Below are 21,981 nucleotides of genomic sequence, written 5' to 3'. Positions count from 1 at the left end.
GCGCGATCCCGTGAATGCGGATGCGCGTGCCCCCGCTGTGGAGCGCGGCACCGTCGATCTCGGCCTGCCACACGCTCGGACGCTTACGGGCTTGACTCGTGGCGGCATCGGCCTCGTATAGAACATATGATGAACAAAGACGGCGCGACGCCCTCTCGGACGCTGGCTCGGCTGCGCCGGATCCTGGCGGCCACGGAAGCGGACGCCAGGCCGCGCGGGCCCGCGCGGGCGGCCTTCCGGCTCGGCCTGCCGGCGCTCGACGACTGGCTCGGCGGCGGGCTGATGCGCGGGACCCTGCACGAGGTCTATGCCCGCCAGGGCGCCGACGCGGCGGCGGCGGCCGGTTTCGGGCTCGGCCTGGCGTCGAGGGCCGCCGAGGGGGGCGCGCTGGTCTGGGCGCGGCAGGATCTCGTCGAGCTGGACCGGGGACGCCTCTACGGAGACGGCATCGCCGCGTTCGGGCTCGACCCGCGGCGGCTTCTGCTCGCGCGGACGCGGGACCCCACGGCGGCGCTGCGCGTGGCGGCGGAAGCCGCGCGCTGTCCCGCCGTGGGGGCAGCCCTCGTCGAGATCTGGGGCGAGCCGAGGAGCCTCGACCTCACGGCGAGCCGGCGCCTCGCGCTCGCGGCGGCGGCTTCCGGCGTGACCCTGGTGCTGATCCGGCTCCAGGCCGAACCGGCCCCGAGCGCCGCGACGAGCCGCTGGAGCGTCGCGGCCTCGGCCTCGACCCCGCTGGAGGCGAACGCTCCCGGCCCGCCCGCCTTCGACGCCGCCCTGCTGCGCCACCGCGCCGGGCTCCATCCCCGCACCTGGCGACTGGAGTGGGACCGTGACCGCCTGTCCTTCGCAACGCCGCTACCTCGCCCTCTGGTTCCCGTTCCTGCCGACGGACCGGCTGCAACGCGGGACGATACCCCATGGCGGCGCGCCGGCTGAGCCGCTGGTGCTCGTCCATCCCGTCAAGGGCGCCCTGAGACTGGCGGCGGCGAGCCGGCAGGCCCGCGAGATCGGCCTGAATCCGGACCTGCCCCTCGCCGACGCCCGCGCCCGCGTGCCCGCCCTCGTCACCGCCGATCACGACCCCGCAGCGGACGCAAGCCTGCTCCTGCGCATGGCCGGGACCTGCGAGCGCTGGACGCCCTCCGTCGCCCTCGACCCGCCGGACGGGCTCCTGCTCGACGTGACCGGCTGCGCGCATCTCCTCGGCGGCGAGGCGAACTTGCGGAACGAGGTGCTGCGCCGCATCCGTCGGAGCGGCTTCTCGGTGCGGGCGACCCTTGCCGGCACTCCCGACACGGCCCGCGCGCTCGCCCGTTTCGGCCGGGCGGCGGTGGTGCCGCCCGGCGGCGAGGAGGACGCCGCCCGGTCCCTGCCGGTGGCGGCCCTCGCCCTTCCCGAGCGGACCGAGGCGGCGCTCGCCCTCGCCGGGCTGAAGCGCCTCGCCGATCTCGCGGACCTGCCGAGCCTGTCCCTCGCCGCCCGCTTCGGAGAGGGAATGCCGGAGCGGCTGGAGCGCGTGCTCGGCCGGCGGGACCGGCGCATCGCGCCCCTGCGCCCCCTCCCCGTATTCCGCGTGGAGCGCGCCTTCGCCGAGCCCGTGACCCATGCGGACGCCGTCGCGGACAGCCTGCGCGGCCTGCTCGGGCGCATGGTGGAGCAGCTCGATGCCGCCGGCCAGGGCGGCCGCGCCTTCGAGGCGAGCTTCTTCCGCAGCGACGGGGCGGTGCGGCGGATCGGCGTCGAGACCGGCCGCCCCTCCCGCGACGCGGACGCGATCCTGCGGCTCCTGCACGAAAAGCTCGATGCGCTCGCCGACCCCCTCGACCCCGGCTACGGCTTCGATCTCGTCCGGCTCGCGGTGCCGGTCTGCGAGCCGCTGCGCCCGCATCAATACGGGCTCGACGGCGGCGTGCCGGAGGACGACCAGCTCTCGGCGCTGGTCGACCGGCTGGTGGCGCGCCTCGGTCCCGCCCGCGTCCTGCGTTTCGCGGCCGCCGACACGCACGACCCGCTCCGCTCCTCGCGGCTCGTCCCCGCCGCCGGCATGGCGCGGAAACCGGAGCCGGACTCCTGGGCCGCGCAGCCCCCGGACGATCCGCCCGCGCGCCCCCTCCAGCTCTTCGAGCCGCCCCAGCCCGTCGAGGCGCTGGCCGAGGTGCCGGACGGGCCGCCGCTGCGCTTCCGCTGGCGCCATGTCCTGCACCGCGTCGTCCGCGCGGAAGGGCCCGAGCGCATCGCCGCGGAATGGTGGCGCGCCCCCGACGCCCCGGCCCGCGACTACTACCGCGTCGAGGACGCGCAGGGGCGCCGCTTCTGGCTGTTCCGGGCCGGCCTCTACGAGGACGGGGCCGAGCGGCCCCGCTGGTATCTGCACGGGCTGTTCGCGTGAGCGCGCAGGCACCCGCCTACGCGGAGCTCGTCGCGGCGACGAACTTCTCCTTCCTGCGCGGCGCCTCGCATCCGCAGGACATGGTGCTGACGGCCTTGGCCCTCGGCCAGGCCGGCATCGGCATCGCCGACCGCAACACGGTGGCCGGCGTCGTGCGGGCCCATGTGGCGCTGAAGGAGCTGCGGGCCGAGGGCGCGCCCCTGCCCGAAAGGCTGCGCGAGGGATCGGGGCCGGGCGAGTTCGCCCATGTCGCCCACGAGGCCGCCTCCGACGATCCGGCCCTGCGGGAGGCGCTGCGGCGAAAGGCGCAGGCGTTCCGGCTCGCCGTCGGGGCGCGGCTCGTCTTCGCGGACGGGGCGCCCGACATCGCCGCCTACCCGAGCGACCGGCGGGCCTGGGGGCGGTTGTGCCGCCTGCTCAGCCTCGGCAACCGCCGCGCGCGCAAGGGCGGCTGCCTCCTGAACCTGCCCGACCTCCTCGCCGATCCCGACGGCCTCCTGCTGATCGTGCTGCCCGAGCGCCGTCTCGACGGGCTCGCCGAAGCGCTGGCGCGGATCGCGCGGGCCGCCCCCGGCGCGGCCTGGCTCGGGGCGGCGATGCACCGGCGCGGCGACGACCGCCGGCGCCTCGCCCGCCTGACGACGCTGGCGCGGGAGGCCGGCCTGCCGCTGCTCGCCGTCAACGACGCGCTCTATGCCGGGCCGGGGGCGCGCGACCTCCAGGACGTGCTCACCTGCATCCGGGAAGGCGCGAGCATCGAGACGGCGGGGCGGCGGCTGGAGGCCAATGCCGAACGCCACCTCAAGACGCCCGCCGAGATGGCGCGGCTCTTCCGCGACTGTCCCGAGGCGGTCGCGCAGACCCAGGACCTGCTCGCCCGCATCGACTTCTCCCTCGCCGAGCTGACCTACGACTATCCCGAGGAGCCGGTGCCGCCGGGCTGGAGCCCGCAGGGCTGGCTGGAGGAGCAGACCTGGCGGCGCGGCGCGATCCGCTATCCCGAGGGCATCCCCGAGGGGGTCGAGAAACAGCTGCGCGAGGAACTCGCCCTCATCGAGAAGCTCGACTACGCCCGCTATTTCCTGACGATCCTCGACATCGTGCGGGTGGCCGAGGACAAGGGCATCCTCTGCCAGGGGCGCGGCTCGGCGGCCAATTCCGCCGTGTGCTACGTGCTCGGCATCACCTGCGTCGACCCCGCCGAGCACGATCTGCTTTTCGCCCGCTTCCTCTCCGAGGAGCGGCGCGAGCCCCCCGACATCGACGTCGATTTCGAGCACGAGCGGCGCGAGGAGATCATCCAGCACATCTATGCCCGCTACGGACGCGAGCGGGCGGGCATCGCCGCGACCGTCATCAGCTACCGGCCGCGCAGCGCCATGCGCGAGGTCGGCCGGGCGATGGGGCTGAGCGAGGACGTCACCGCCCGCCTCGCCGCGACCCAGTGGGGAAGCTGGGGGTCGGAGATCCGCGACGACCACATCCGCCAGGCCGGGCTCGATCCGTCGAACCCGTTGCTGCGCCGCGCCCTCGGCCTGGCGCGGCGCCTGCTCGGCTTCCCGCGCCATCTCTCGCAGCATGTGGGCGGCTTCGTGCTGACGCGCGGGCGCCTCGACGAGACCGTGCCCATCGGCAACGCCGCCATGAAGGAGCGCACCTTCATCGAATGGGACAAGGACGACATCGACGCGCTCGGCCTGATGAAGGTCGACGTGCTGGCGCTCGGGATGCTCACCTGCATCCGCAAGGCCTTCGACCTGCTGCGCGCGCATGAGGACGCGGATTACGACCTCGCCGCGATCCCGCAGGACGATCCGGCGGTCTACGCCATGCTTCAGAAGGGCGATTCCATCGGCGTCTTCCAGGTCGAGAGCCGGGCGCAGATGAACATGCTGCCGCGCCTGAAGCCGAAGAACTTCTACGATCTCGCCATCCAGGTGGCGATCGTGCGGCCGGGCCCGATCCAGGGCGACATGGTCCATCCCTACCTGCGCCGCCGGGCCGGGCTCGAGAAGGTGACCTTTCCCTCGCCCGCGCCGGAGCAAGGCCCCTGGGACGAGCTGCACCGGGTGCTCGAGAAGACCATGGGCGTGCCCCTGTTCCAGGAGCAGGCGATGCGGCTCGCCATGGTGGCGGCGAAGTTCTCCGACACCGAGGCCAACCAGTTGCGAAGGGCCATGGCGACCTTCCGCAACGTCGGCACCATCGGCGGATTCGAGACGCTCATGGTCGAGCGCATGGCGGCGCGCGGCTACGAGCGGGCCTTCGCGCAGCGCTGCTTCGAGCAGATCAAGGGCTTCGGCTCCTACGGCTTCCCCGAGAGCCACGCCGCCTCCTTCGCCAAGCTCGTCTACGTCTCCTCCTGGATCAAGTGCCACCACCCGGCGGTGTTCGCCTGCGCGCTGCTGAACGCCCAGCCCATGGGCTTCTACGCCCCCGCCCAGATCGTGCGGGACGCGGCCGAGCACGGGGTCGAGATCCGTCCCGTCGACGTGAGCCACAGCCTCCACGACAACAGCCTCGAGCGCGATGCCGGGGGTAGCCTCGCGCTGCGTCTCGGCTTCCGCCAGGTGGACGGGCTCGGCAAGGCCGCGGGCGAGCGCCTCGCCGAGACGAGAGGGGACGGTTTCGGCGACATCGAGAGGCTCGCCGCGCGCACCCGCCTGCCGGGGGCCGCCCTCGAGCGGCTGGCGGCGGCCGATGCGTTCCGCTCCCTCGGCCTCGACCGGCGGGCCGCCCTCTGGGCCGTGCGCCGCCTGCCGGACGACACCCCCCTGCCGCTATTCGCTGCCGCCGCCGCTCGGGAGCTCGGGCCGGAGCCGGAGGTCGTGCTGCCGGCCATGCCGCTCGGCGCGCATGTGGCGGCCGATTACCGATCCCTGCGGCTCTCGCTCAAGGCCCACCCGATGGCGATCCTGCGGCCGCTCTTCGCGGCGGAGGGCATCGCGACCTGCGCGCAGGCCGCCGCCCGGCCCGACGCCGCCTTCTGCCGCAACGCGGGCATCGTCCTGGTGCGCCAGCGCCCCGGCGCGGGCAACGCCATCTTCGTCACGCTGGAGGACGAGACCGGCATCGCCAACGTCGTCCTGTGGGCGCGCGTCTTCGAGCGCTTCCGGCGCGAGATCATGGGAGCCCGCCTTCTGCTCGTCGAGGGGCGCGTTCAGAAGAGCCCCGAGGGCGTGACGCATCTCATGGCCGAGCGGGTCCTCGACCGGAGCGCCGAGCTGCGGCGCCTGAGCGAGGACGAGCCCCCGTCAGCTCGGCCCACACGCGCGGACGCGTATCCCGAGCCACCGCACGGCCACCCCCGAAACGTCCGCATCCTGCCGAAATCGCGGGATTTCCATTGAGGCGGAAGCGGCGGCTCTCGATGAACACGCTCCGATTTGGTGCACGCAGGCGGGATGAACCCGACTGCCCTGCCGATGGCCCGCTGCGCGAAGCCGGCGCCTCGATCGCGGCAAAGAACGGCGCGACCGAGACACGGCCGCTGGCCGTCCTCGGCTGGCGCGCTCCGAAGCAGGCAGCGCTCCACATCCGCAAGGCGCGGCAGACGCCGCAGGCGGGGGGCGCCATGCACCGGATAACGATTCTCAGTTTTCGAAAGGCTTGAGGCCGAAAAGACCTATGGTGCCCAGGGACGGAGTCGAACCGCCGACACTGCGATTTTCAGTCGCATGCTCTACCAACTGAGCTACCTGGGCGACCTCCGGTCCGCCTCGGCGGCCCGGTTGGTGGCGGGGGTATAGTGAGTGGGCGCGGGGCTGTCCAGCCTGTTGAGCGACTCGTTTGCCGCCATATGGATCGCGGCTGCGGTCCCCGCGCCGGATCGCGGAAAACGAGAGGCCGCCTTGCCGGGGGCGCCCGGTCAGTCCCGATCGTCCTTCGGCTCGGGGGGGGCCGTGTCCGCGTCCTCCTCGCCCGGAATGACGTAGCGCTCGCCGAGCCAGCGGCCGAGATCGACATCCGCGCAGCGCGCCGAGCAGAACGGCTCCAGTCCGGGCTTCGAGGGCCGGCCGCAGATCGGGCACGGCGCGATCGCCGGCCCGCTCATGCCATCGCCCCCCAGGCGGCGCGCACCGGAAAGCCTTCGCCGTCGAGCAGCGCCATGGTCTCGTGCAGCGGCAGCCCGACGACGCTCGAATAGGAGCCGACGAGCTTCACCACGAAGGCGCCCGCGAGCCCCTGGATCGCGTAGCCGCCGGCCTTCCCGCGCCATTCGCCGGAGGCGAGATAGCCCTGCATCTCGCGGCCCGACAGGCGCTTGAACCTGACCCGGCTCTCCACGAGGCGCTCGCGCCGGGTGCCCTTCGGCGAGAGCACGCAGACCGCCGTGTAGACACGGTGCTGCCGCCCGGAGAGCAGGCGAAGGCAATCGGCCGCCTCGTCCGGGATCGCGGCCTTCGGCAGCACCCGCCGCCCCACCGCGACGACGGTATCGGCGGCGACGATCCAGCAGTCCCGACCCGCGGCCTCGCCGGCGGCGGCGAGCTTGTCGCGCGCCAGCCGCCGCGCCAGTTCGCGGGGGGATTCACCCTTGCGCGGCGTCTCGTCGATATCCGCCGGCAGCAGGGCGTCCGGTTCGATGCCGATCTGCTGGAGCAGGGCGAGGCGGCGCGGAGAGGCCGAGGCGAGGATGAGCCGTGCCTTCGGCTCGGGCCGGTCCGCCGTCTCGGTGGACCCTGCCGGGCGAGCGTCGGGGGCCGGATACGTGTCCATCGCGATCCATGGAGCCTCCGCGGCGGGATGCGTTCGGAGGGCGAGCGGAGGACTACCGGAAAGGCCGGCCTTTGGGAACGTGGGGCCGGGGGCGAGGAGGTCCTCCCATGCCGTGGACAAGCGGCGCCGCGCTGCTTATGGTCGCCCCGCTCTCGAGCCGGGCCCTCTGGGCCGGGCGGCGAGCGCGGGCGTAGTTCAGTGGTAGAACGTCAGCTTCCCAAGCTGAATGTCGTCGGTTCGATCCCGATCGCCCGCTCCAATGGACTTGCCGGCCTCTCGGCCTTTTCGGCGTTTCGCCGATCTCGCTTTTTTCCGTCGGATGTCGCGAGGGCCGTTCGGTCCTCGTTCTTCGCGGCCGATGCGTCGCTCATGCCGGAAACCCCGGCATCCGGGCCCGCGAGAGACGCCGCCCCCCCTGACGAGGCGGCGCCGGTCGCCTCAGGCGGCCTGTGCCTGCTCCTCGACCAGATCATCCGCCGGGCCGAAGAACTCGAACCGCACCCGCTCGGCGGGGACGCCCTTGCGCAGGAGGCCGTTCACGAGGGCGGCCAGGAAGGGCTTGGGTCCGCACAGGTAATAGGTCGCGCGCTCGTGCGGCGTGTGCGCGGCGAGCCAGTCGGCCGTGATGAGTCCGCTCGCGCGGGACGGATCGTCCGGCCGGCCATGCCCGCCGGGCTCGGCATAGAACACCTGGTGATGCCGATTCGCGCCGTCCTTCGTCAGCGCCTCGGTATGGGCGGCCATCGCCTGCACCCGCTCGTTCAGGGCTCCGTGCACGTACCAGGTCGGGCGCTCCGGCGCGGTCGCCGCGATCGTCTCCAGCATGCTGACCATCGGGGTCAGCCCGACGCCGCCGCTGACCAGCACCACCGGCGCATCGGTTCCGCGATCCAGGAAGAACTCGCCGGCGGGCGGCGCGGCCCTCACGATCGTGCCGATGCCGGCCCGGTCATGCAGCCAGTTCGAGACGATGCCGGCCGGACGCCCCGGAGAAGCCTCGCGCTTGACGGTGATGCGATAGGCGCGGTCGTTCGGCGCGCAGGAGATCGAGTAGTTGCGCTTGAGCACCCCGTGGCCGGGCAGATCGAACAGGAAGCCGAGATACTGCCCCGGCTCGTGGCGCAGGACCGGACGGCCGTCGACCGGCACCAGCACGAAGGAGCGGATCGTCTCGCTCTCCTGCGTCACGCTCTCGACGGTGAAGTCGCGCCAGCCGTTCCAGCCGCCGGGCTTGCCGGCGAGAGCGCGGTAGATCGTGGCCTCGCGCCCGATCAGCAATTCCGCCAGGAACCAGTACGCCTCGCCCCAGGCCGCGCAGATCTCCGGCGTGGCGGCCTCGCCGAGCACGTCCTGGATCGCGGCGAGCAGGGCGTCGGCGACGAAAGGGTAGTGCTCCGGCAGGATGTTCAGGGCGACATGCTTCTGCGCGATCCGCTCGACGGCGCCGGAGAGCGCGCCGAGATCGTCGATGTGGCGGGCATAGGCGAGGACGGCCTGGGCCAAGGCCTTCGGCTGCGATCCGGTCTCGCCGTGATGCGACTGGTTGAAGAGGTCGCGGATCTCCGCGTTCGCGAACAGGCGCTCGTACATGCGCCGGGTGATCGTGAGGCCGTGCGCCTCGAGGGCGGGCACGGTGGCTTTGACGAGGGTGACGGTGGCCGGGGAGAGCGGGGCGGGCATGAGCATCTCTTGAAAGATGTATTAGACATGCACCTTATGGACCGGCGATTGAAAAGATGCAACGAAAATGTACCTTATAGCGGATAGGAAGCCCCGATGCGTCTGACCCGCTACACGGACTATGCCCTGCGCACGCTGATCTATGTCGGCCTGCGGGAGCCGCGACAGAGCTCCATCGCCGAGATCGCGCGCGCCTACGGCATCTCGGAGAACCACCTGACCAAGGTGGTGCATCAGCTCGGCCGCCTCGGGCTGATCCAGACGATCCGCGGCCGGGGCGGCGGCCTGCGGCTGGCGAAGGCGCCGGCCGAGATCGTGATCGGCGCGGTGGTGCGCCACACGGAGGACGATCTCGCGCTGGTCGAGTGCTTCTCCGGGGGCGGCTGCGCCATCACGGCGCCCTGCCGGCTCCGCCGCGCGCTGGGGGAGGCGCTCGCCGCCTTCCTCGCCGTCCTCGACGGAGTCACGCTGGCGGATCTGATCGGCGCGCCCGAGGGCGGCGACATCGCGGCGCTGCTGGGGCTCTCCGTCGGCGAGGCCGAAGGGCCGGCTCCATCGAGCGCCGCGTCGTCGTAGAGCCCGCCCGACGCCCGCGCGCGAAACAGGGCTTGCAAACTTCTCCGGTATCGCCAAATATTCAATCAATACAATGGTTTACTGGAAGAATCATGTTGCTCGACAGGGTTTCTTCGACGCAAAGCTTCTCCGAACCGGACCTCGCGGAGGACGACGTCGCCTTCCCGCAGGCGGCCTTCGGTCCGGCACGGCGGCCGGCCTCCGATTCGCGCCGCCGGATCGACGGGGGGCGCGGGGCGGAGGCCGCCATGGCGGCGGGGGACCGGGTCGTCTTCGCGCGGCTCGACCTCGCCGAGACCCTGGGGATCTGGCGCCACGCGACGGGCCTCGTGGTCGGAACGCATGACGAGACCCCGTCCGCCCCGGAGGCGCGGATCACCGTCGACGTGAAGTTCGAGGGGCACGAGACGCTGCTCCGCTACCTGCCCGACCTCTTCGAGCGGCGGGAGAACCGACCGTGACGCCGCGTTCGGAGAGCGCGGCATGAGCCTCGGCGCCATCCTGGATGCGCGCACCGCGCTTCCTCAGGCCCCCTTGCGCATGACGAGCCGCAGCCAGCGCGAGGCGGATGTCTGGGCGGAGCTCCGCGCCGAGGCGGAGGCCGCCCTCGTCGAGGAGCCGCTCTATGCCGGCATCGTCCAGGCGACGGTGCTGGATCAGCGCAGCATCGCCCAGGCCTTCGCCTATCGCCTCGCGCACCGTCTCGGAGACGGGGATCTGTCGCGGCTGGCCATGCGCGACCTCTGCCTGTCGGCCTTCGAGGCGGACCCGGACGCGGGCGCGCATGCGGTGCGCGACCTCGTCGCCATCCGCGAGCGCGACCCGACCTGCCGGCGCTATCTCGACCCGTTCCTGTTCTACAAGGGACTCGCGGCGCTCGAAGCCTATCGCGTGGCCCATTGGCTCTGGCATCAGGGCCGGGCGACGCTGGCGCTCCATGTCCAGAGCCGCATCTCGGAGGTCTTCGGAGCGGATATCCACCCTGCCGCGCGGATCGGCTCGGGGGTGTTCATCGATCACGCCACGGGCGTCGTCATCGGCGAGACCACGGTGGTGGCCGACGACGTCTCGATCCTCCAGTCGGTGACGCTCGGCGGCAACGGCAAGGAGAGCGGCGACCGCCATCCCAAGATCGAGCGCGGCGTGCTGCTCAGCGTCGGCGCCAAGGTGCTCGGCAACATCCGGGTCGGCGAGGGCGCCAAGGTCGCCGCCGCCGCCGTGGTGCTGCACGAGGTGCCTGCCCACACGACGGTCGCCGGCGTGCCCGCGCGGGTGGTGTCGCGCCTGCCGAGGAACGAGGAGCCGGCGCTGACCATGGACCAGTTCTTCGGCGACGGGATCTGAGCGCCGGGAAGCCCTCCCCGGCCGCGCCACGAAGCATGCTTCGCGGATTCTGCCGTGAGCGCAGGGAATTCGGAATGAAATACCGGCATTCGGCAAACAAACGATCCCAACATCGTCGGGACGCGATGTCGACGGCGTTTCGATCCACGATCCGCAATAAATAAAGAAGATCATTTTATTGACGCTCACAGCGCGGCAAGGTTAGACCTTATTTTGTCGCGGCGATGAGACGATCGCGAAGTCAAGAGCATCACGCATCGATCGTTGCTGCCGGACAGGCTCGTCTATCGCGCGGTTCAGGCATGGGCGTTCGATTGAATTACCGCGTCATGCTCGTCGTGAGGCCGAAGAATACGGCCGGCGGCGCGATGCGCCGGACCGAAGACATATCTGATACAGCGGAGAGCTTTCCACGATGAGCGGACCGGGACTGAGCGTGAGCGCGACGGCGGCACGCAACCTATCGACGGCGACCGTCACCTCGGTCCAGAACCTGGCGAACACGCCGCGCTGGCTTCTGCGCCTGCTGCCCTTCGTCGATGTCGGCGGCGGCGTCTACCGCGTGAACCGCCGCGCCGTGGTGCTGGCCAAGCCCGGCCGGATCGATCTCGCCGCCGAGGGCAAGAAGCGCGCGATCAGCCCGGCGTCGCTGCGGGCCGTTCCCGTGTTCAGCCGCCTCGGGGATGCCGAGCTCGCCGCCCTCGCCGACAGGTTCGCCGAGAGCACGCACAAGGCCGGCGACACCATCGCCGAGGAAGGGAGCAAGAACCGCAGCCTGACCGTCGTCGCCGACGGCACGGTCGAGCTCTCGCTCTCCGGCCCCTACAAGAACCGCCTGCGCTCCGGCCTCGCCACGCGCGGCGACTTCTTCGGCGACGAGGCCCTCGTCGGCGAGGGGCAGCCCGCCCCGGCGGTCAAGGCGCTCTCGGCGGTGACGCTGCTCACCCTCGACCGCAAGGCGCTGGACGACGACGCGATCAAGACCCGCGTCGCGCAGTATGTGGAGGAGCGCGACCGGCTGAAGGGCCACGTCAACAGCCACGGCGAGCAGGGCATCGAGTTGCTGGCGGTCCATGCCGGCGAGCCGCGCCTGCCCACGACCTTCGTCGATTACGAGGTCGACCCGCGCGAGTACCATCTCTCGACCATCCAGACGATCCTCAACACCCATACCCGCGTCACCGACCTCTATTCGAACGAGATCGACCAGCTCCGCGAGCAGATCCGCCTCACGGTGGACGCCGTGAAGGAGCGCGAGGAGTGGGAGCTCCTGAACAATTCCGCGTTCGGACTGCTGCACGAGGTCGGCGGCCGCCAGCGCATCCCGACCCGCTCGGGCCCGCCGACGCCGGACGATCTCGACGAGCTGCTGACGCTCGTCTGGAAGAAGCCGGCCTTCTTCGTGGCGCATCCGCGCGCCATCGCCGCCTTCGGCCGCGAGGCCACCCGCCGCGGCGTGCCGCCTGTCGTCGTGCACCTGTTCGGCGCGCCCTTCATCACCTGGCGCGGCGTGCCGCTGGTGCCGAGCGACAAGCTGCCCATCGACATCGATCCGGTGACGGGCGCGCAGACCACCTCGATCCTGCTGCTGCGGGTCGGCGAGGGCGAACAGGGCGTGGTCGGCCTCCAGAAGTCCGGCGTCACCGGCGAGATCGAGCCGGGCCTGTCGGTGCGCTACATGGGCACCAACGACCACTCCATCGCCTCGCATCTCGTGACGCGCTACTTCTCGGCCGCCGTGCTGGTCGAGGACGCCATCGCCCGTCTCGATAACGTGCTGCTGGGCAACTACCATGACTACGCCTGAGGCGCCCGCCATCGGTCTCCCGACGGGCTCCGCCGGCGATCTCGCCCATGCCGATCTCGTCGGGCACCTCGCCCGCGAGATCTACGGGCAGGGCCAGGCGGCCTCCGCGCCGTTTGCCCCGTCGCTGCCGGGCACGCCGCAACTGCCGCAGGGGTCCGAGGCGCCGACTCGGGCCTCCGCTCTCGCGGCGCGCAACCTCGGCGGTCCGAGCCTCGGGCTGCCGGGGCTGACCGGCCCCTCGCCCGCCAACCCGGTGGGCGGCACGCCGGCACCGGCGAGCGCCGGCTTCCTCGACACCACGACGATCCCCTCCGTGCATCCGCTCGCAGATCCGTTGGCGTCGCGGGGCGCCCTGCCGGAGTTCTTCGTGCCGAGCGTGCCGGAAGTCGCGGCCTTCATCCCCGGCGGCCCGGACCTCCACCGAACCGTCGCGGCCGATCACCCGCGCGCCGCCGCCTTCGCGCATGCGTTGGCGCCGGGCGTGGTGCCGGGCTCCGCTGCCGACGCGGGCCGGGCCTCGGGCGAGACGGTCCGCACCGTCGAGCACGGCGGCGACGAGCCCTTCTCGTCGGGCGACTATTACTTCCTGGCGGCCTCCCCGCGTGCCGAGAAGCCGCACGCCTCGCCCCGTGTCGCGCCCTCGCGGCATGACGGGCCGGCGCCGCGCGTCACCTCGCACCGGTCGAGCCCGGCGGGTGCGCCCTTCGACGTCGCGCATGTCCGCAAGGACTTCCCGGCCCTGCACCAGAGCGTGAACGGGCACCGGCTCGTCTGGCTCGACAACGCCGCCACCACCCACAAGCCACAGAGCGTCATTGACGCGACGAGCGCGTTCTACGGGCGCCACAACTCGAACATCCACCGGGCCGCGCACACGCTCGCCGCGCGCGCCACGGACCTGTTCGAGGGCGGCCGCGAGAAGGTGCGCCGCTTCCTCAACGCGCCCTCGAAGGACGACATCGTCTTCGTGCGCGGCACCACCGAGGGCATCAACCTCGTCGCCAATTCCTACGGCCGCGCCAATATCGGGCCGGGGGACGAGATCATCGTCTCAACCATCGAGCACCACGCCAACATCGTGCCCTGGCAGTTGCTGGCCCAGGCCACCGGCGCGACGCTGCGGGTGATCCCGGTCGACGATCGCGGCGAGATCATCTTCGAGCAGTTCGCGGCGCTGCTGTCGGGGCGCACCAAGATCGTCTCGGTGACGCAGGTCGCCAACGCGCTCGGCACGATCAACCCCGTCCGGGAGATCATCGCGCTCTCCCATGCCTACGGCGTGCCGGTGCTGGTCGACGCCGCCCAGTCGACGCCGCACATGCCGGTGGACGTGCAGGCGCTCGATGCGGACTTCGTGGTCTTCTCCGGCCACAAGGTGTTCGGACCGACCGGCATCGGCGCGCTCTACGGGAAGAAGCATCTCCTGGAGGCGATGCCCCCCTGGCAGGGCGGCGGCCACATGATCGAGGACGTGACCTTCACGAAGACGGTCTACAAGGGCGCGCCCGAGAAGTTCGAGGCCGGCACCCCGGACATCGCCGGCGCGGTGGGGCTGGGAGCGGCGCTCGACTATCTGGAGGGCCTCGGCCTGCCGGCCGTCGCGGCCTACGAGCACGACCTGCTGGAATACGCCCAGGCCGGGCTCGCCGACATCAGGGGCCTGCGCCTGATCGGCACGGCCCGCCAGAAGGCCAGCGTGATGTCCTTCACCATCGAGGGGCAGGAGAACGCGGCGGTGGCCCGGCATCTCGACCGGCACGGTATCGCGGTGCGCTCCGGCCATCACTGCGCCCTGCCGGCGCTGCGCCGCTTCGGCGTCGACCAGTCGGTGCGGGCCTCGCTGGCCTTCTACAACACCCGCGAGGAAGTCGACCTGTTCCTCGCGGCGCTTCGGCGCCTGCCGAGGCCGTAGCCCGGCGATGCGGCGAGGGACGTCCGGCTTGGCGGTCGGGCGGTCCCGCGCGGCGGGCGCGGTTGGCGTTCGGCCGCATCTGGTGTAAGGCCGCGCCTTTCACGGGACCCGCGTCGACGGCCGGCCGGGCTCGCAGCGCCGGGATTCGCTCCGCAAGCGGATCGCCCGGCGTCCTTGCTGGAATTCCGATGCAGACCGTCCTGATCGTCGTCCATCTCCTGATCGTCCTCGGGCTGATCGCCGTGGTGCTGCTCCAGCGCTCTGAGGGCGGCCTCGGGCTCGGCGGCGGCGGGGGCGGCGGCGTCTCGGGCTTCATGACCGGACGCGGGCAGGCGAACGCCCTGACCAGGGCCACGGCGATTCTCGCGGCCCTGTTCTTCGCCACGAGCATGACTCTCGCGGTGATGTCGCACCGGGGCGCGGCCCCGAAATCGATTCTCGACGGCGCCAGCGGCGTGGGCGCGACGCAGCCGGCCAAGCAGCCCAACGCCGACACCCTGCTCGACACCCTGCGCCAGCAGGGCGGCGGACAGGCGCCCCAGGGCACGCCGGCCCCCGCGCCCGCGCAGCCCGCCGTTCCCGACGCTCCGCAGTCGCGCTAGACCGGGCGCGGGCGGCCGCCCGGCCGTCCGGACTTCGACCGAACCACCCCTGGTTGCACGAAGCATCGGCTTCGCGCCGGGCGCGTGCTTTGCCGTTTGGCAAATCGCCCAGCTTCCCTTATGGACCGAGGCCCATGACGCGGTACGTTTTCATCACCGGCGGCGTGGTCTCCTCTCTCGGCAAGGGGCTCGCCTCCGCGGCCCTCGCGGCGGTGCTCCAGGCCCGCGGCTACCGCGTGCGCCTGCGCAAGCTCGACCCCTATCTGAACGTCGATCCGGGCACGATGAGCCCGACCCAGCACGGCGAGGTCTTCGTCACGGACGACGGCGCCGAGACCGATCTCGACCTCGGCCATTACGAGCGCTTCACCGGCCTGCCGGCGAGCCGGGCCGACAACATCACCACCGGGCGCATCTACCAGGACATCATCGCCAAGGAGCGGCGCGGCGACTATCTCGGCGCCACCATCCAGGTGATTCCCCACGTCACCAACGCCATCAAGGACTTCGTCCTCGACGGCAACGAAGCGTTCGACTTCGTGCTCGTCGAGATCGGCGGCACGGTGGGCGACATCGAGGGCCTGCCCTTCTTCGAGGCGATCCGCCAGCTCGGCCAGGAGCTGCCGCGCGGGGCCACCGCCTTCGTCCACCTGACGCTGCTGCCCTACATCCCCTCTGCGGGCGAGCTGAAGACCAAGCCGACGCAGCACTCGGTGAAGGAGCTGCGCTCCATCGGCATCCAGCCGGACATCCTGCTCTGCCGCTGCGACCGGCCGATTCCCGCCGACGAGCGGCGCAAGCTCGCCCTGTTCTGCAACGTGCGCGGCAGCGCCGTGATCGAGGCCCGCGACGTCGAATCGATCTACGACGTGCCGCTGTCCTATCGCGAGGCCGGGCTCGACCGCGAGGTCCTCGCCCATTTCGGCATCGAGCCGCAATCCGAGCCGCAGCTCGAGCGCTGGCGCAGGATCTCGGAGCGCGTGCGCAACCCCGAGGGCGAGGTCGCGATCGCCATCGTCGGCAAGTACACGGGGCTCAAGGACGCCTACAAGTCGCTCACCGAGGCGCTCACCCATGGCGGCATCGCCAACCGGGTGCGGGTGCGCCTCGAATGGATCGAATCGGAGGTCTTCGAGCGCGAGGACCCGGCTCCGTTCCTCGAAGGCATCAACGGCATCCTCGTCCCCGGCGGCTTCGGCCAGCGCGGCGCGGAAGGCAAGATCCGCGCGGCCCGCTATGCGCGCGAGCGCCGCATCCCCTATTTCGGCATCTGCTTCGGCATGCAGATGGCGGTGATCGAGGCGGCGCGCTCGCTCGCCGGCATCGAGGCCGCCAACTCCACCGAGTTCGGCGAGACCGCCGAGCCCGTCGTCGGCCTGCTCACCGAGTGGATGAAGGGCAACGAGCTGGAGCGGCGCGCCAAGGAGGGCGATCTCGGCGGCACCATGCGGCTCGGCGCCTACCGGGCCTCGCTGCGGCCTGAGACGCGCATCGCCGGCATCTACGGCGGCACCGAGATCTCCGAGCGCCACCGGCACCGCTACGAGGTCAACATGGCCTATCGCGAGCGGCTGGAGGCGCAGGGCCTGTGCTTCTCCGGGCTCTCGCCGGACGGCCTCCTGCCCGAGACCGTCGAGCATGTCGGCCATCCGTGGTTCATCGGCGTGCAGTTCCACCCGGAGCTGAAATCGCGCCCCTTCGAGCCGCATCCGCTGTTCGAGAGCTTCGTCGCCGCCGCCATCGAGCAGAGCCGGCTGGTCTGAGGAGATTGCGCGGGATGGTCTCGATCTCGGGCCTGCCCGCCTTCCTCGCCTATTTCACCACGGCGCTCGGGCTCGTGGCGCTCTATCTCGCCGTGTATCTCACCGCGACGCCCCATCGCGAGATCGCGCTGATCCGGGCGAACAACACGGCGGCGGCCGTGGCGCTCGGGGCCAGCCTGATCGGCTACGCCCTGCCGCTCGCGGTCTCGATCTACAACGCCCAATCGCTCCTCGACTGCGTGATCTGGGGCCTCGTGGCGCTGGTGGTGCAGATCCTGATCTACTGGCTGGTGCGGCTCGCGCTGCCCGATCTCTCGCGCCGCATCGCGGAGGGCGAGATGGCGGCGGCGATCCTCCTCGGCTGCGCCTCGCTGGCCGGCGGCATCGTCGACGCGGCCTCGATGACGTATTGACGACGGCGCGGTCTTTTCGACCGCCGGTCCCGTCCCCAACTCACGCTTGCGGGGACGGTCCGCCCGAGAGGCATGGACCGGGACGAGGGGGCCGGAGCGCGGCGACGCGCGACGGTGGCGGGAGATGGCAGAGGACGATCGACCGGCCGGGCCCGGATGGGCCGCCGACCCCGCGCGGACGCGGAGCAAGCGCTCGCAGACGGTCTCGCTGATTCTGCTGGCCGGCGCCGGCGCGACCGCTTTCGGCCTGGGCAGCCTCGACCCGACGCAGCGCGAGGAGGACGTCCTCGTCTATGCCGACCCGGAAGCCTGCATCTCGGCCCATATCCGCGCCGAGGGCGACTGCCTCAGCGAGTACTACACGGCGCGCGCCGCCTATCCCACGGCGGCGCCGCGCTATTCGAGCCTCGCCGATTGCGAGGGCCATCACGGGGCTGGGCATTGCGTGCCCGGCGAGCAGGTGACGGCGGATGCGCAGGGGCGGTACATGCCGCGCATGGCCGCCTATCTCGTCGGGCGCAGCCTCGCTCAGGCGCTCGATCCGCAGCCGGTCTTCGAGCACGCGCCGCAAAGCATCGCCTCCGCCTATTCGGGAAGCGGCGGACACGGCGGCTATTGCACGGGCTGGGGTGGGCGGGTGACGACGTCGAGCGGCGGCCGCGCCTCGACCGCGCGCGTCGCATCGGCCGCCGTCAGGACCGCGTCCTTCGGCGGGTTCGGCAGCACCGGACGTGGGTTCTCGTCGGGCGGCTCGCATGCCTCGCATGGCAGCCTCGGCGGAGGCGGCTGATGCGCCGCGTCCCGACCGGCGAGCGGCCGGACTGGCGCGAGACCGCCACAGCCAACGGCTTCGTCTTCCACACGCATGACGGCGCGCCCTATTGGGACGAGAGCCACGCCTACGCCTTCACCCTCGATGAGATCGAGCGCGACATCGAGGAGCCGAGCGCCGAGCTTCACGCCCTCTGCCTGGAATTCGCGGGAAGGGCCGTGGGCGACGAGACCGTTCTCGCCTCCCTGCGCATCCCGGAGACCGCCTGGAACGCCGTGCGCGAAAGCTGGCGCCGCCGCGACCCGAGCCTCTACGGCCGGCTCGATCTCGCCTATGGGGGCGCCGGCGCGGGGCCGGCGAAGCTCCTCGAATACAATGCCGACACCCCGACGGCCCTCTACGAGACGGCGGTGTTCCAGTGGCTCTGGCTGGAGCAGGGCCTGGCGAGCGGACGCCTGCCGGCCGGCGCCGACCAGTTCAACGCCCTGCACGAGCGCCTGATCGCGCGGCTCCGGGAGCTGCCCCTCGACGGGCTCCTCGCCTTCACCGCCTATGCCGAGGCTCCGGAGGATCGCGGCACGGTGGCGTATTTGCAGGACTGCGCGCTCCAGGCGGGGCGCAGCGCCCATTTCCTCGATCTGTCCGAGATCGGCTTGCGCGTCGTCGACGGGCGCCTGTGCCTGCGCGACGAGAGCCCCATCGACACCCTGTTCAAGCTCTACCCCTGGGAATGGGCCTTCGGGGACGCCTTCGGCTCGGCGGTCGGGCGCACCCCGACGCGCTTCCTCGAACCGCCCTGGAAGGCGCTCCTCTCCAACAAGGGGCTCCTGGCGCATCTCTGGGCGATGGCGCCCGGCCACCCGAACCTGCTGCCGGCCTATTTCGAGGAGGATCCCGCAAAGGCCAGGCTCGGCACCTCCTTCGTGCGCAAGCCGCTCTATTCGCGCGAGGGCGCCAATGTCCTGATCGTGCGCGACGGCGCCGTGCTCGCCCGCGACGAGGGGCCCTATGGCGGCGAGGGTTACATCCGTCAGGGACTCGCGGAGCTGCCCGTCTTCGACGGCCGGCATGCGCTGGTCGGCTCGTGGATGATCGGCGACGCGCCGGCGGGGCTCTGCATGCGCGAGGGGCCGGGGCCGATCACGACCGATGCGGCGCTGTTCGTTCCGCATTATATCGAACCCGCCTGAGCCTGCCGGGACGACGAGGACCGTGGCCGAGATCCTGTTCTACCATCTGGAGCGCCAGCCCCTCGAGAAGGTGCTGCCCAACCTCCTGGAGCGCTCCCTGGCGCGGCAGTGGCGCGCCACGGTTCAGGCCTCGGGGGAGGAGCGGCTCAAGGCGCTCGACGACCATCTCTGGACCTACAGCGACGACAGCTTCCTGCCCCACGGGACGGATCGCGACACGGATGCCGCCACGCAGCCCGTGGTGCTGACCCTGCGCGAGCACAACCCGAACGCCTCGGCGATCCGCTTCCTCGTGGACGGCGCGCCCCTGCCGGCCGACGCCTCGGCCTATGAGCGCATCTGCGTGCTGTTCGACGGCCAGGATCAGGACGCGCTCATGCAGGCGCGGGCGCAGTGGCGGCAGGCCAAGGAAGCCGGCCACGCCCTCGCCTACTGGCAGCAGGACGAGACCGGCCGCTGGCAGAAGAAGGCCTGACGGCCCCTCCTCACGCGTCAGCGCAGGAGGATCAGTGCTGGAGGATCTTCGACAGGAACTGCTGCGCCCGCTCGCTGCGGGGCTTGCCGAAGAAGTCCTCCTTCCGGGCGTCCTCGACGATCTCGCCGCGATCCATGAAGATCACCCGGTCGGCGACCTTGCGGGCGAAGCCCATCTCGTGGGTCACGACCATCATGGTCATGCCCTCGCGGGCGAGCTCGACCATCACGTCGAGCACCTCGCCGACCATCTCGGGATCGAGCGCCGAGGTCGGCTCGTCGAACAGCATCACCACCGGGTTCATGGCAAGCGCGCGGGCGATGGCCACGCGCTGCTGCTGGCCGCCGGAGAGCTGGCCCGGATATTTCGCGGCATGCGCGCTCAGGCCGACGCGGGCGAGCAGGTCGAGCCCGCATTTCTTCGCCTCCTCGGCCGGGCGCTTGAGCACCTTGCGCTGGGCGAGCGTCAGGTTCTCGACGATCGAGAGATGCGGAAACAGCTCGAAATGCTGGAAGACCATGCCGACGCGCGAGCGGAGCTTGGGCAGGTTGGTGTTCTTGTCGACCACCTTGGTGTCGTTGACGGTGATCTGCCCCTTCTGGAAGGGCTCCAGCGCGTTCACGCATTTGATGAGCGTCGACTTGCCCGAGCCGGAGGGGCCGCAGACCACCACCACCTCGCCCTTGGCGACCTGCGTCGTGCAGTTCGTCAGCACCTGGAAGTCGCCGTACCACTTGCTGATGCCGTCGATGGAGATCATCGGCACGCCGGGTGCCGAGGCGGGCACCTTCGCCGCGAGGTCTCCGGCCTGGAGGCCGGTATCGCCCGCGGCGGGGATGGCGGCCGATGCCGGACTGGTCGCGGTCGGCTCCGGGATCGGCGTCGAGGTCATCGAGGGGTCCTCAAGGGGAAAGCGGGGTCAGCGGATGATGGCGACGCGGCGTTGCAGGCGGCGCACCAGCATCGAGGCCGTGAAGCAGACGGCGAAGTAGACGACGGCGGCGAACAGGTACATTTCCACGAGGCGGCCGTCGCGCTGGGCGATCTTCGACGAAGCGCCGAGGAAGTCCGTCAGCGAGAGCACGTAGACCAGCGACGTGTCCTGAAAGAGCACGATGGTCTGCGTCAGCAGCAGCGGCAGCATGTTGCGGAACGCCTGCGGCAGCACCACGAAGCCCATGCTCTGCCAGTAGTTCAGCCCCAGCGCCGAGGCGGCCCCCGTCTGCCCCTTCGGGATCGACTGGATGCCCGCGCGCATGATCTCGGAGAAATAGGCCGCCTCGAACAGCGTGAAGGTGATGAGCGCCGAGGTGAAGGCGCCCACCTGCACCGGGTTCGGCGAGCGGGTCACCCAGGCGCCGATATAGGGCACCAGGAAGTAGAACCAGAAGATCACCAGCACGAGGGGCAGCGAGCGCATCAGCTCGACATAGACCTTCGCGACCTGCTTCAGGCCCGGCAACCCCGACAGCCGCATCATCGCGAGCAGGGTGCCGAAGACGACGCCGCCCGACGCGGCGAGCGCCGTGAGCGTGAGGGTGAAGACCATGCCCTGCCCGAACAGGTAGGGCAGCGATGACGTGATGACGCCGAAGTCGAAATTCGAGAACATCAGCGTTGACCCGGAATCGCGACGCGCCGTTCGATCAGGCTGGCGATGGTGATGACGACGATGTTCACCATGACGTAGAGCAGCGTCGCCGCCGTGAACGCCTCGAAGACCTGGAAGGAGAATTCCTGCATCGAGCGGGCCCGGCCCGTCAGCTCAAGAAGGCCGATGGTCAGCGCCACGGAGGTGTTCTTGAGGTTGTTCAGGAACTCCGAGGTCATCGGCGGCAGGATGATGCGATAGGCGTTGGGCAGGATCACGTAGCGATAGGTCTGCGCCACCGTGAAGCCCATGGCCGTGCCGGCCATCCGCTGCCCGCGCGGCAGCGACTGGATGCCCGCGCGGACCTGCTCGGCCACGCGCGAGGCGGTGAAGAAGCCCAGGCACACCACCGCCGTGTAGAAGGGCGAGTTCGGCAACTGCTTCAGCCAGCCGCCGATGGCGTTCGGCAGAAGCTCCGGCAGCACGAAGTACCAAAGGAACATCTGCACGAGCAGCGGGATGTTGCGGAAGAGCTCGACATAGGCCGTCCCGATCCGCTCGGCGGTCCGGGACGGCAGGGTCCGCATCACGCCGACGACGGACCCGAGGCTGAACGCGATGGCCCACGAGCACAAGGCCGTGGCGAGCGTCCAGAACAGGCCCGAGAGCAGCATGTCGGCATAGGTGCCGGTGCCCTCGGGCGAGGGCTCGAAGAAGATGCCCCAGTTCCAGTTGTAGTTCATCGCGT

The 21,981-nt window shown here is 71.1% G+C and carries 21 protein-coding genes and 2 tRNA genes; 16 read left to right on the top strand and 7 right to left on the bottom strand.

Annotated features, from left to right (window positions below):
* The first annotated feature begins 129 nt into the window (after window positions 1-129).
* From ACP56T_RS05950 to ACP56T_RS05935, 4 genes are read left to right on the top strand one after another with little or no spacing between them, the layout of a single operon-like run.
* Window positions 130-936 (top strand): hypothetical protein, encoded by an 807-nt coding sequence (locus ACP56T_RS05950; protein WP_430911197.1) that lies wholly within the window; start codon window positions 130-132, stop codon window positions 934-936.
* Window positions 830-2,389 carry a Y-family DNA polymerase gene (locus tag ACP56T_RS05945; protein WP_430911196.1) on the top strand — a complete coding sequence of 520 codons (1,560 nt, stop codon included), beginning with the start codon at window positions 830-832 and terminating at the stop codon, window positions 2,387-2,389. The genes ACP56T_RS05950 and ACP56T_RS05945 overlap by 107 nt, the downstream gene beginning before the upstream one ends.
* Window positions 2,386-5,739 (top strand): error-prone DNA polymerase, encoded by a 3,354-nt coding sequence (locus ACP56T_RS05940; protein WP_430911195.1) that lies wholly within the window; start codon window positions 2,386-2,388, stop codon window positions 5,737-5,739. Before ACP56T_RS05945 ends, ACP56T_RS05940 begins: the two co-directional genes overlap by 4 nt.
* 20 nt (window positions 5,740-5,759) lie before the next feature.
* Window positions 5,760-6,002 (top strand): hypothetical protein, encoded by a 243-nt coding sequence (locus tag ACP56T_RS05935; protein WP_430911194.1) that lies wholly within the window; start codon window positions 5,760-5,762, stop codon window positions 6,000-6,002.
* A gap of 15 nt (window positions 6,003-6,017) precedes the next feature.
* On the opposite strand, the gene ACP56T_RS05930 is transcribed toward ACP56T_RS05935, so the two are convergent.
* From ACP56T_RS05930 to ACP56T_RS05920, 3 genes are all read right to left on the bottom strand, one after another.
* A tRNA-Phe gene (locus tag ACP56T_RS05930) sits at window positions 6,018-6,093 on the bottom strand.
* Between the two features lie 164 nt (window positions 6,094-6,257).
* Window positions 6,258-6,443: a DNA gyrase inhibitor YacG gene (locus ACP56T_RS05925; protein WP_430911193.1), complete on the bottom strand. Its 186-nt coding sequence runs from the start codon at window positions 6,441-6,443 to the stop codon at window positions 6,258-6,260.
* Entirely contained in the window at window positions 6,440-7,108 is a 669-nt protein-coding gene (locus tag ACP56T_RS05920; RefSeq protein WP_430911192.1) for a Maf-like protein, read from the bottom strand. The genes ACP56T_RS05925 and ACP56T_RS05920 overlap by 4 nt, the downstream gene beginning before the upstream one ends.
* A gap of 184 nt (window positions 7,109-7,292) precedes the next feature.
* On the opposite strand from ACP56T_RS05920, the gene ACP56T_RS05915 reads away from it, so the two are divergent.
* A tRNA-Gly gene (locus ACP56T_RS05915) sits at window positions 7,293-7,367 on the top strand.
* A gap of 179 nt (window positions 7,368-7,546) precedes the next feature.
* On the opposite strand, the gene hmpA is transcribed toward ACP56T_RS05915, so the two are convergent.
* The gene (gene hmpA, locus ACP56T_RS05910; protein WP_430911191.1) at window positions 7,547-8,788 is read right to left on the bottom strand and encodes an NO-inducible flavohemoprotein; all 1,242 of its coding nucleotides are present in this window, start codon (window positions 8,786-8,788) and stop codon (window positions 7,547-7,549) included.
* A gap of 96 nt (window positions 8,789-8,884) precedes the next feature.
* Between hmpA and ACP56T_RS05905 the strand changes: the two genes are divergently transcribed.
* The 11 genes from ACP56T_RS05905 to ACP56T_RS05855 all read left to right on the top strand — a co-directional run bounded on the left by ACP56T_RS05905 (window position 8,885) and on the right by ACP56T_RS05855 (window position 19,642).
* Window positions 8,885-9,364 carry an Rrf2 family transcriptional regulator gene (locus ACP56T_RS05905; RefSeq protein ID WP_430911190.1) on the top strand — a complete coding sequence of 160 codons (480 nt, stop codon included), beginning with the start codon at window positions 8,885-8,887 and terminating at the stop codon, window positions 9,362-9,364.
* A gap of 248 nt (window positions 9,365-9,612) precedes the next feature.
* A complete protein-coding gene (locus ACP56T_RS05900) occupies window positions 9,613-9,825 on the top strand; it encodes a hypothetical protein (RefSeq protein WP_430911236.1) in 213 nt (70 codons plus the stop codon).
* Window positions 9,826-9,847: 22 nt separating this feature from the next.
* The gene (gene cysE, locus ACP56T_RS05895) at window positions 9,848-10,708 is read left to right on the top strand and encodes a serine O-acetyltransferase (RefSeq protein WP_430911189.1); all 861 of its coding nucleotides are present in this window, start codon (window positions 9,848-9,850) and stop codon (window positions 10,706-10,708) included.
* Window positions 10,709-11,123: 415 nt separating this feature from the next.
* Window positions 11,124-12,515 (top strand): family 2B encapsulin nanocompartment shell protein, encoded by a 1,392-nt coding sequence (locus ACP56T_RS05890; RefSeq protein ID WP_430911188.1) that lies wholly within the window; start codon window positions 11,124-11,126, stop codon window positions 12,513-12,515.
* Window positions 12,502-14,427: a family 2A encapsulin nanocompartment cargo protein cysteine desulfurase gene (locus tag ACP56T_RS05885; RefSeq protein ID WP_430911187.1), complete on the top strand. Its 1,926-nt coding sequence runs from the start codon at window positions 12,502-12,504 to the stop codon at window positions 14,425-14,427. Before ACP56T_RS05890 ends, ACP56T_RS05885 begins: the two co-directional genes overlap by 14 nt.
* Before the next feature lie 188 nt (window positions 14,428-14,615).
* Window positions 14,616-15,029: a preprotein translocase subunit SecG gene (gene secG, locus ACP56T_RS05880; RefSeq protein ID WP_430911186.1), complete on the top strand. Its 414-nt coding sequence runs from the start codon at window positions 14,616-14,618 to the stop codon at window positions 15,027-15,029.
* Window positions 15,030-15,163: 134 nt separating this feature from the next.
* Window positions 15,164-16,792 carry a CTP synthase gene (locus ACP56T_RS05875; protein ID WP_430911185.1) on the top strand — a complete coding sequence of 543 codons (1,629 nt, stop codon included), beginning with the start codon at window positions 15,164-15,166 and terminating at the stop codon, window positions 16,790-16,792.
* A 14-nt stretch (window positions 16,793-16,806) separates the two neighbouring features.
* Window positions 16,807-17,205, top strand: coding sequence for a DUF350 domain-containing protein (locus ACP56T_RS05870; protein WP_430911184.1), 399 nt, complete (start codon window positions 16,807-16,809; stop codon window positions 17,203-17,205).
* Between the two features lie 124 nt (window positions 17,206-17,329).
* Window positions 17,330-17,995 carry a DUF1190 domain-containing protein gene (locus ACP56T_RS05865; protein WP_430911183.1) on the top strand — a complete coding sequence of 222 codons (666 nt, stop codon included), beginning with the start codon at window positions 17,330-17,332 and terminating at the stop codon, window positions 17,993-17,995.
* Window positions 17,995-19,167 (top strand): glutathionylspermidine synthase family protein, encoded by a 1,173-nt coding sequence (locus ACP56T_RS05860; protein WP_430911182.1) that lies wholly within the window; start codon window positions 17,995-17,997, stop codon window positions 19,165-19,167. Before ACP56T_RS05865 ends, ACP56T_RS05860 begins: the two co-directional genes overlap by 1 nt.
* Window positions 19,168-19,189: 22 nt before the next feature.
* Window positions 19,190-19,642 (top strand): DNA polymerase III subunit chi, encoded by a 453-nt coding sequence (locus tag ACP56T_RS05855; protein ID WP_430911181.1) that lies wholly within the window; start codon window positions 19,190-19,192, stop codon window positions 19,640-19,642.
* Window positions 19,643-19,673: 31 nt separating this feature from the next.
* On the opposite strand, the gene ACP56T_RS05850 is transcribed toward ACP56T_RS05855, so the two are convergent.
* From ACP56T_RS05850 to ACP56T_RS05840, 3 genes are all read right to left on the bottom strand, one after another.
* Entirely contained in the window at window positions 19,674-20,402 is a 729-nt protein-coding gene (locus tag ACP56T_RS05850) for an amino acid ABC transporter ATP-binding protein (protein WP_430911235.1), read from the bottom strand.
* A 159-nt stretch (window positions 20,403-20,561) separates the two neighbouring features.
* On the bottom strand, window positions 20,562-21,254 hold the full coding sequence (locus tag ACP56T_RS05845) for an amino acid ABC transporter permease (RefSeq protein ID WP_430911180.1): 693 nt from the start codon (window positions 21,252-21,254) through the stop codon (window positions 20,562-20,564).
* Window positions 21,254-21,976 carry an amino acid ABC transporter permease gene (locus tag ACP56T_RS05840; RefSeq protein ID WP_430911179.1) on the bottom strand — a complete coding sequence of 241 codons (723 nt, stop codon included), beginning with the start codon at window positions 21,974-21,976 and terminating at the stop codon, window positions 21,254-21,256. Before ACP56T_RS05840 ends, ACP56T_RS05845 begins: the two co-directional genes overlap by 1 nt.
* Between the last annotated feature and the right edge of the window lie 5 nt (window positions 21,977-21,981).

It is taken from the genome of Methylobacterium endophyticum (assembly GCF_050591105.1).
In the GTDB taxonomy this organism is placed as follows: Bacteria; Pseudomonadota; Alphaproteobacteria; order Rhizobiales; family Beijerinckiaceae; genus Methylobacterium.
Note: the sequence above shows the minus strand (reverse complement) of the source record. Positions and strands in the feature narration are given on the sequence as shown.

Coding starts and splice junctions, on each gene's coding strand:
- ACP56T_RS05840 (WP_430911179.1), bottom strand. CDS start 21,976: ATGAACTACAACTGGAACTGGGGCATCTTCTTCGAGCCCTCGCCCGAG.
- ACP56T_RS05905 (WP_430911190.1), top strand. CDS start 8,885: ATGCGTCTGACCCGCTACACGGACTATGCCCTGCGCACGCTGATCTAT.
- ACP56T_RS05875 (WP_430911185.1), top strand. CDS start 15,164: ATGACGCGGTACGTTTTCATCACCGGCGGCGTGGTCTCCTCTCTCGGC.
- ACP56T_RS05845 (WP_430911180.1), bottom strand. CDS start 21,254: ATGTTCTCGAATTTCGACTTCGGCGTCATCACGTCATCGCTGCCCTAC.
- ACP56T_RS05865 (WP_430911183.1), top strand. CDS start 17,330: ATGGCAGAGGACGATCGACCGGCCGGGCCCGGATGGGCCGCCGACCCC.
- ACP56T_RS05925 (WP_430911193.1), bottom strand. CDS start 6,443: ATGAGCGGGCCGGCGATCGCGCCGTGCCCGATCTGCGGCCGGCCCTCG.
- ACP56T_RS05900 (WP_430911236.1), top strand. CDS start 9,613: ATGGCGGCGGGGGACCGGGTCGTCTTCGCGCGGCTCGACCTCGCCGAG.
- ACP56T_RS05870 (WP_430911184.1), top strand. CDS start 16,807: ATGGTCTCGATCTCGGGCCTGCCCGCCTTCCTCGCCTATTTCACCACG.
- secG (WP_430911186.1), top strand. CDS start 14,616: ATGCAGACCGTCCTGATCGTCGTCCATCTCCTGATCGTCCTCGGGCTG.
- ACP56T_RS05890 (WP_430911188.1), top strand. CDS start 11,124: ATGAGCGGACCGGGACTGAGCGTGAGCGCGACGGCGGCACGCAACCTA.
- cysE (WP_430911189.1), top strand. CDS start 9,848: ATGAGCCTCGGCGCCATCCTGGATGCGCGCACCGCGCTTCCTCAGGCC.
- ACP56T_RS05935 (WP_430911194.1), top strand. CDS start 5,760: ATGAACACGCTCCGATTTGGTGCACGCAGGCGGGATGAACCCGACTGC.
- ACP56T_RS05920 (WP_430911192.1), bottom strand. CDS start 7,108: ATGGACACGTATCCGGCCCCCGACGCTCGCCCGGCAGGGTCCACCGAG.
- ACP56T_RS05885 (WP_430911187.1), top strand. CDS start 12,502: ATGACTACGCCTGAGGCGCCCGCCATCGGTCTCCCGACGGGCTCCGCC.
- ACP56T_RS05950 (WP_430911197.1), top strand. CDS start 130: ATGAACAAAGACGGCGCGACGCCCTCTCGGACGCTGGCTCGGCTGCGC.
- ACP56T_RS05850 (WP_430911235.1), bottom strand. CDS start 20,402: ATGATCTCCATCGACGGCATCAGCAAGTGGTACGGCGACTTCCAGGTG.
- ACP56T_RS05860 (WP_430911182.1), top strand. CDS start 17,995: ATGCGCCGCGTCCCGACCGGCGAGCGGCCGGACTGGCGCGAGACCGCC.
- hmpA (WP_430911191.1), bottom strand. CDS start 8,788: ATGCCCGCCCCGCTCTCCCCGGCCACCGTCACCCTCGTCAAAGCCACC.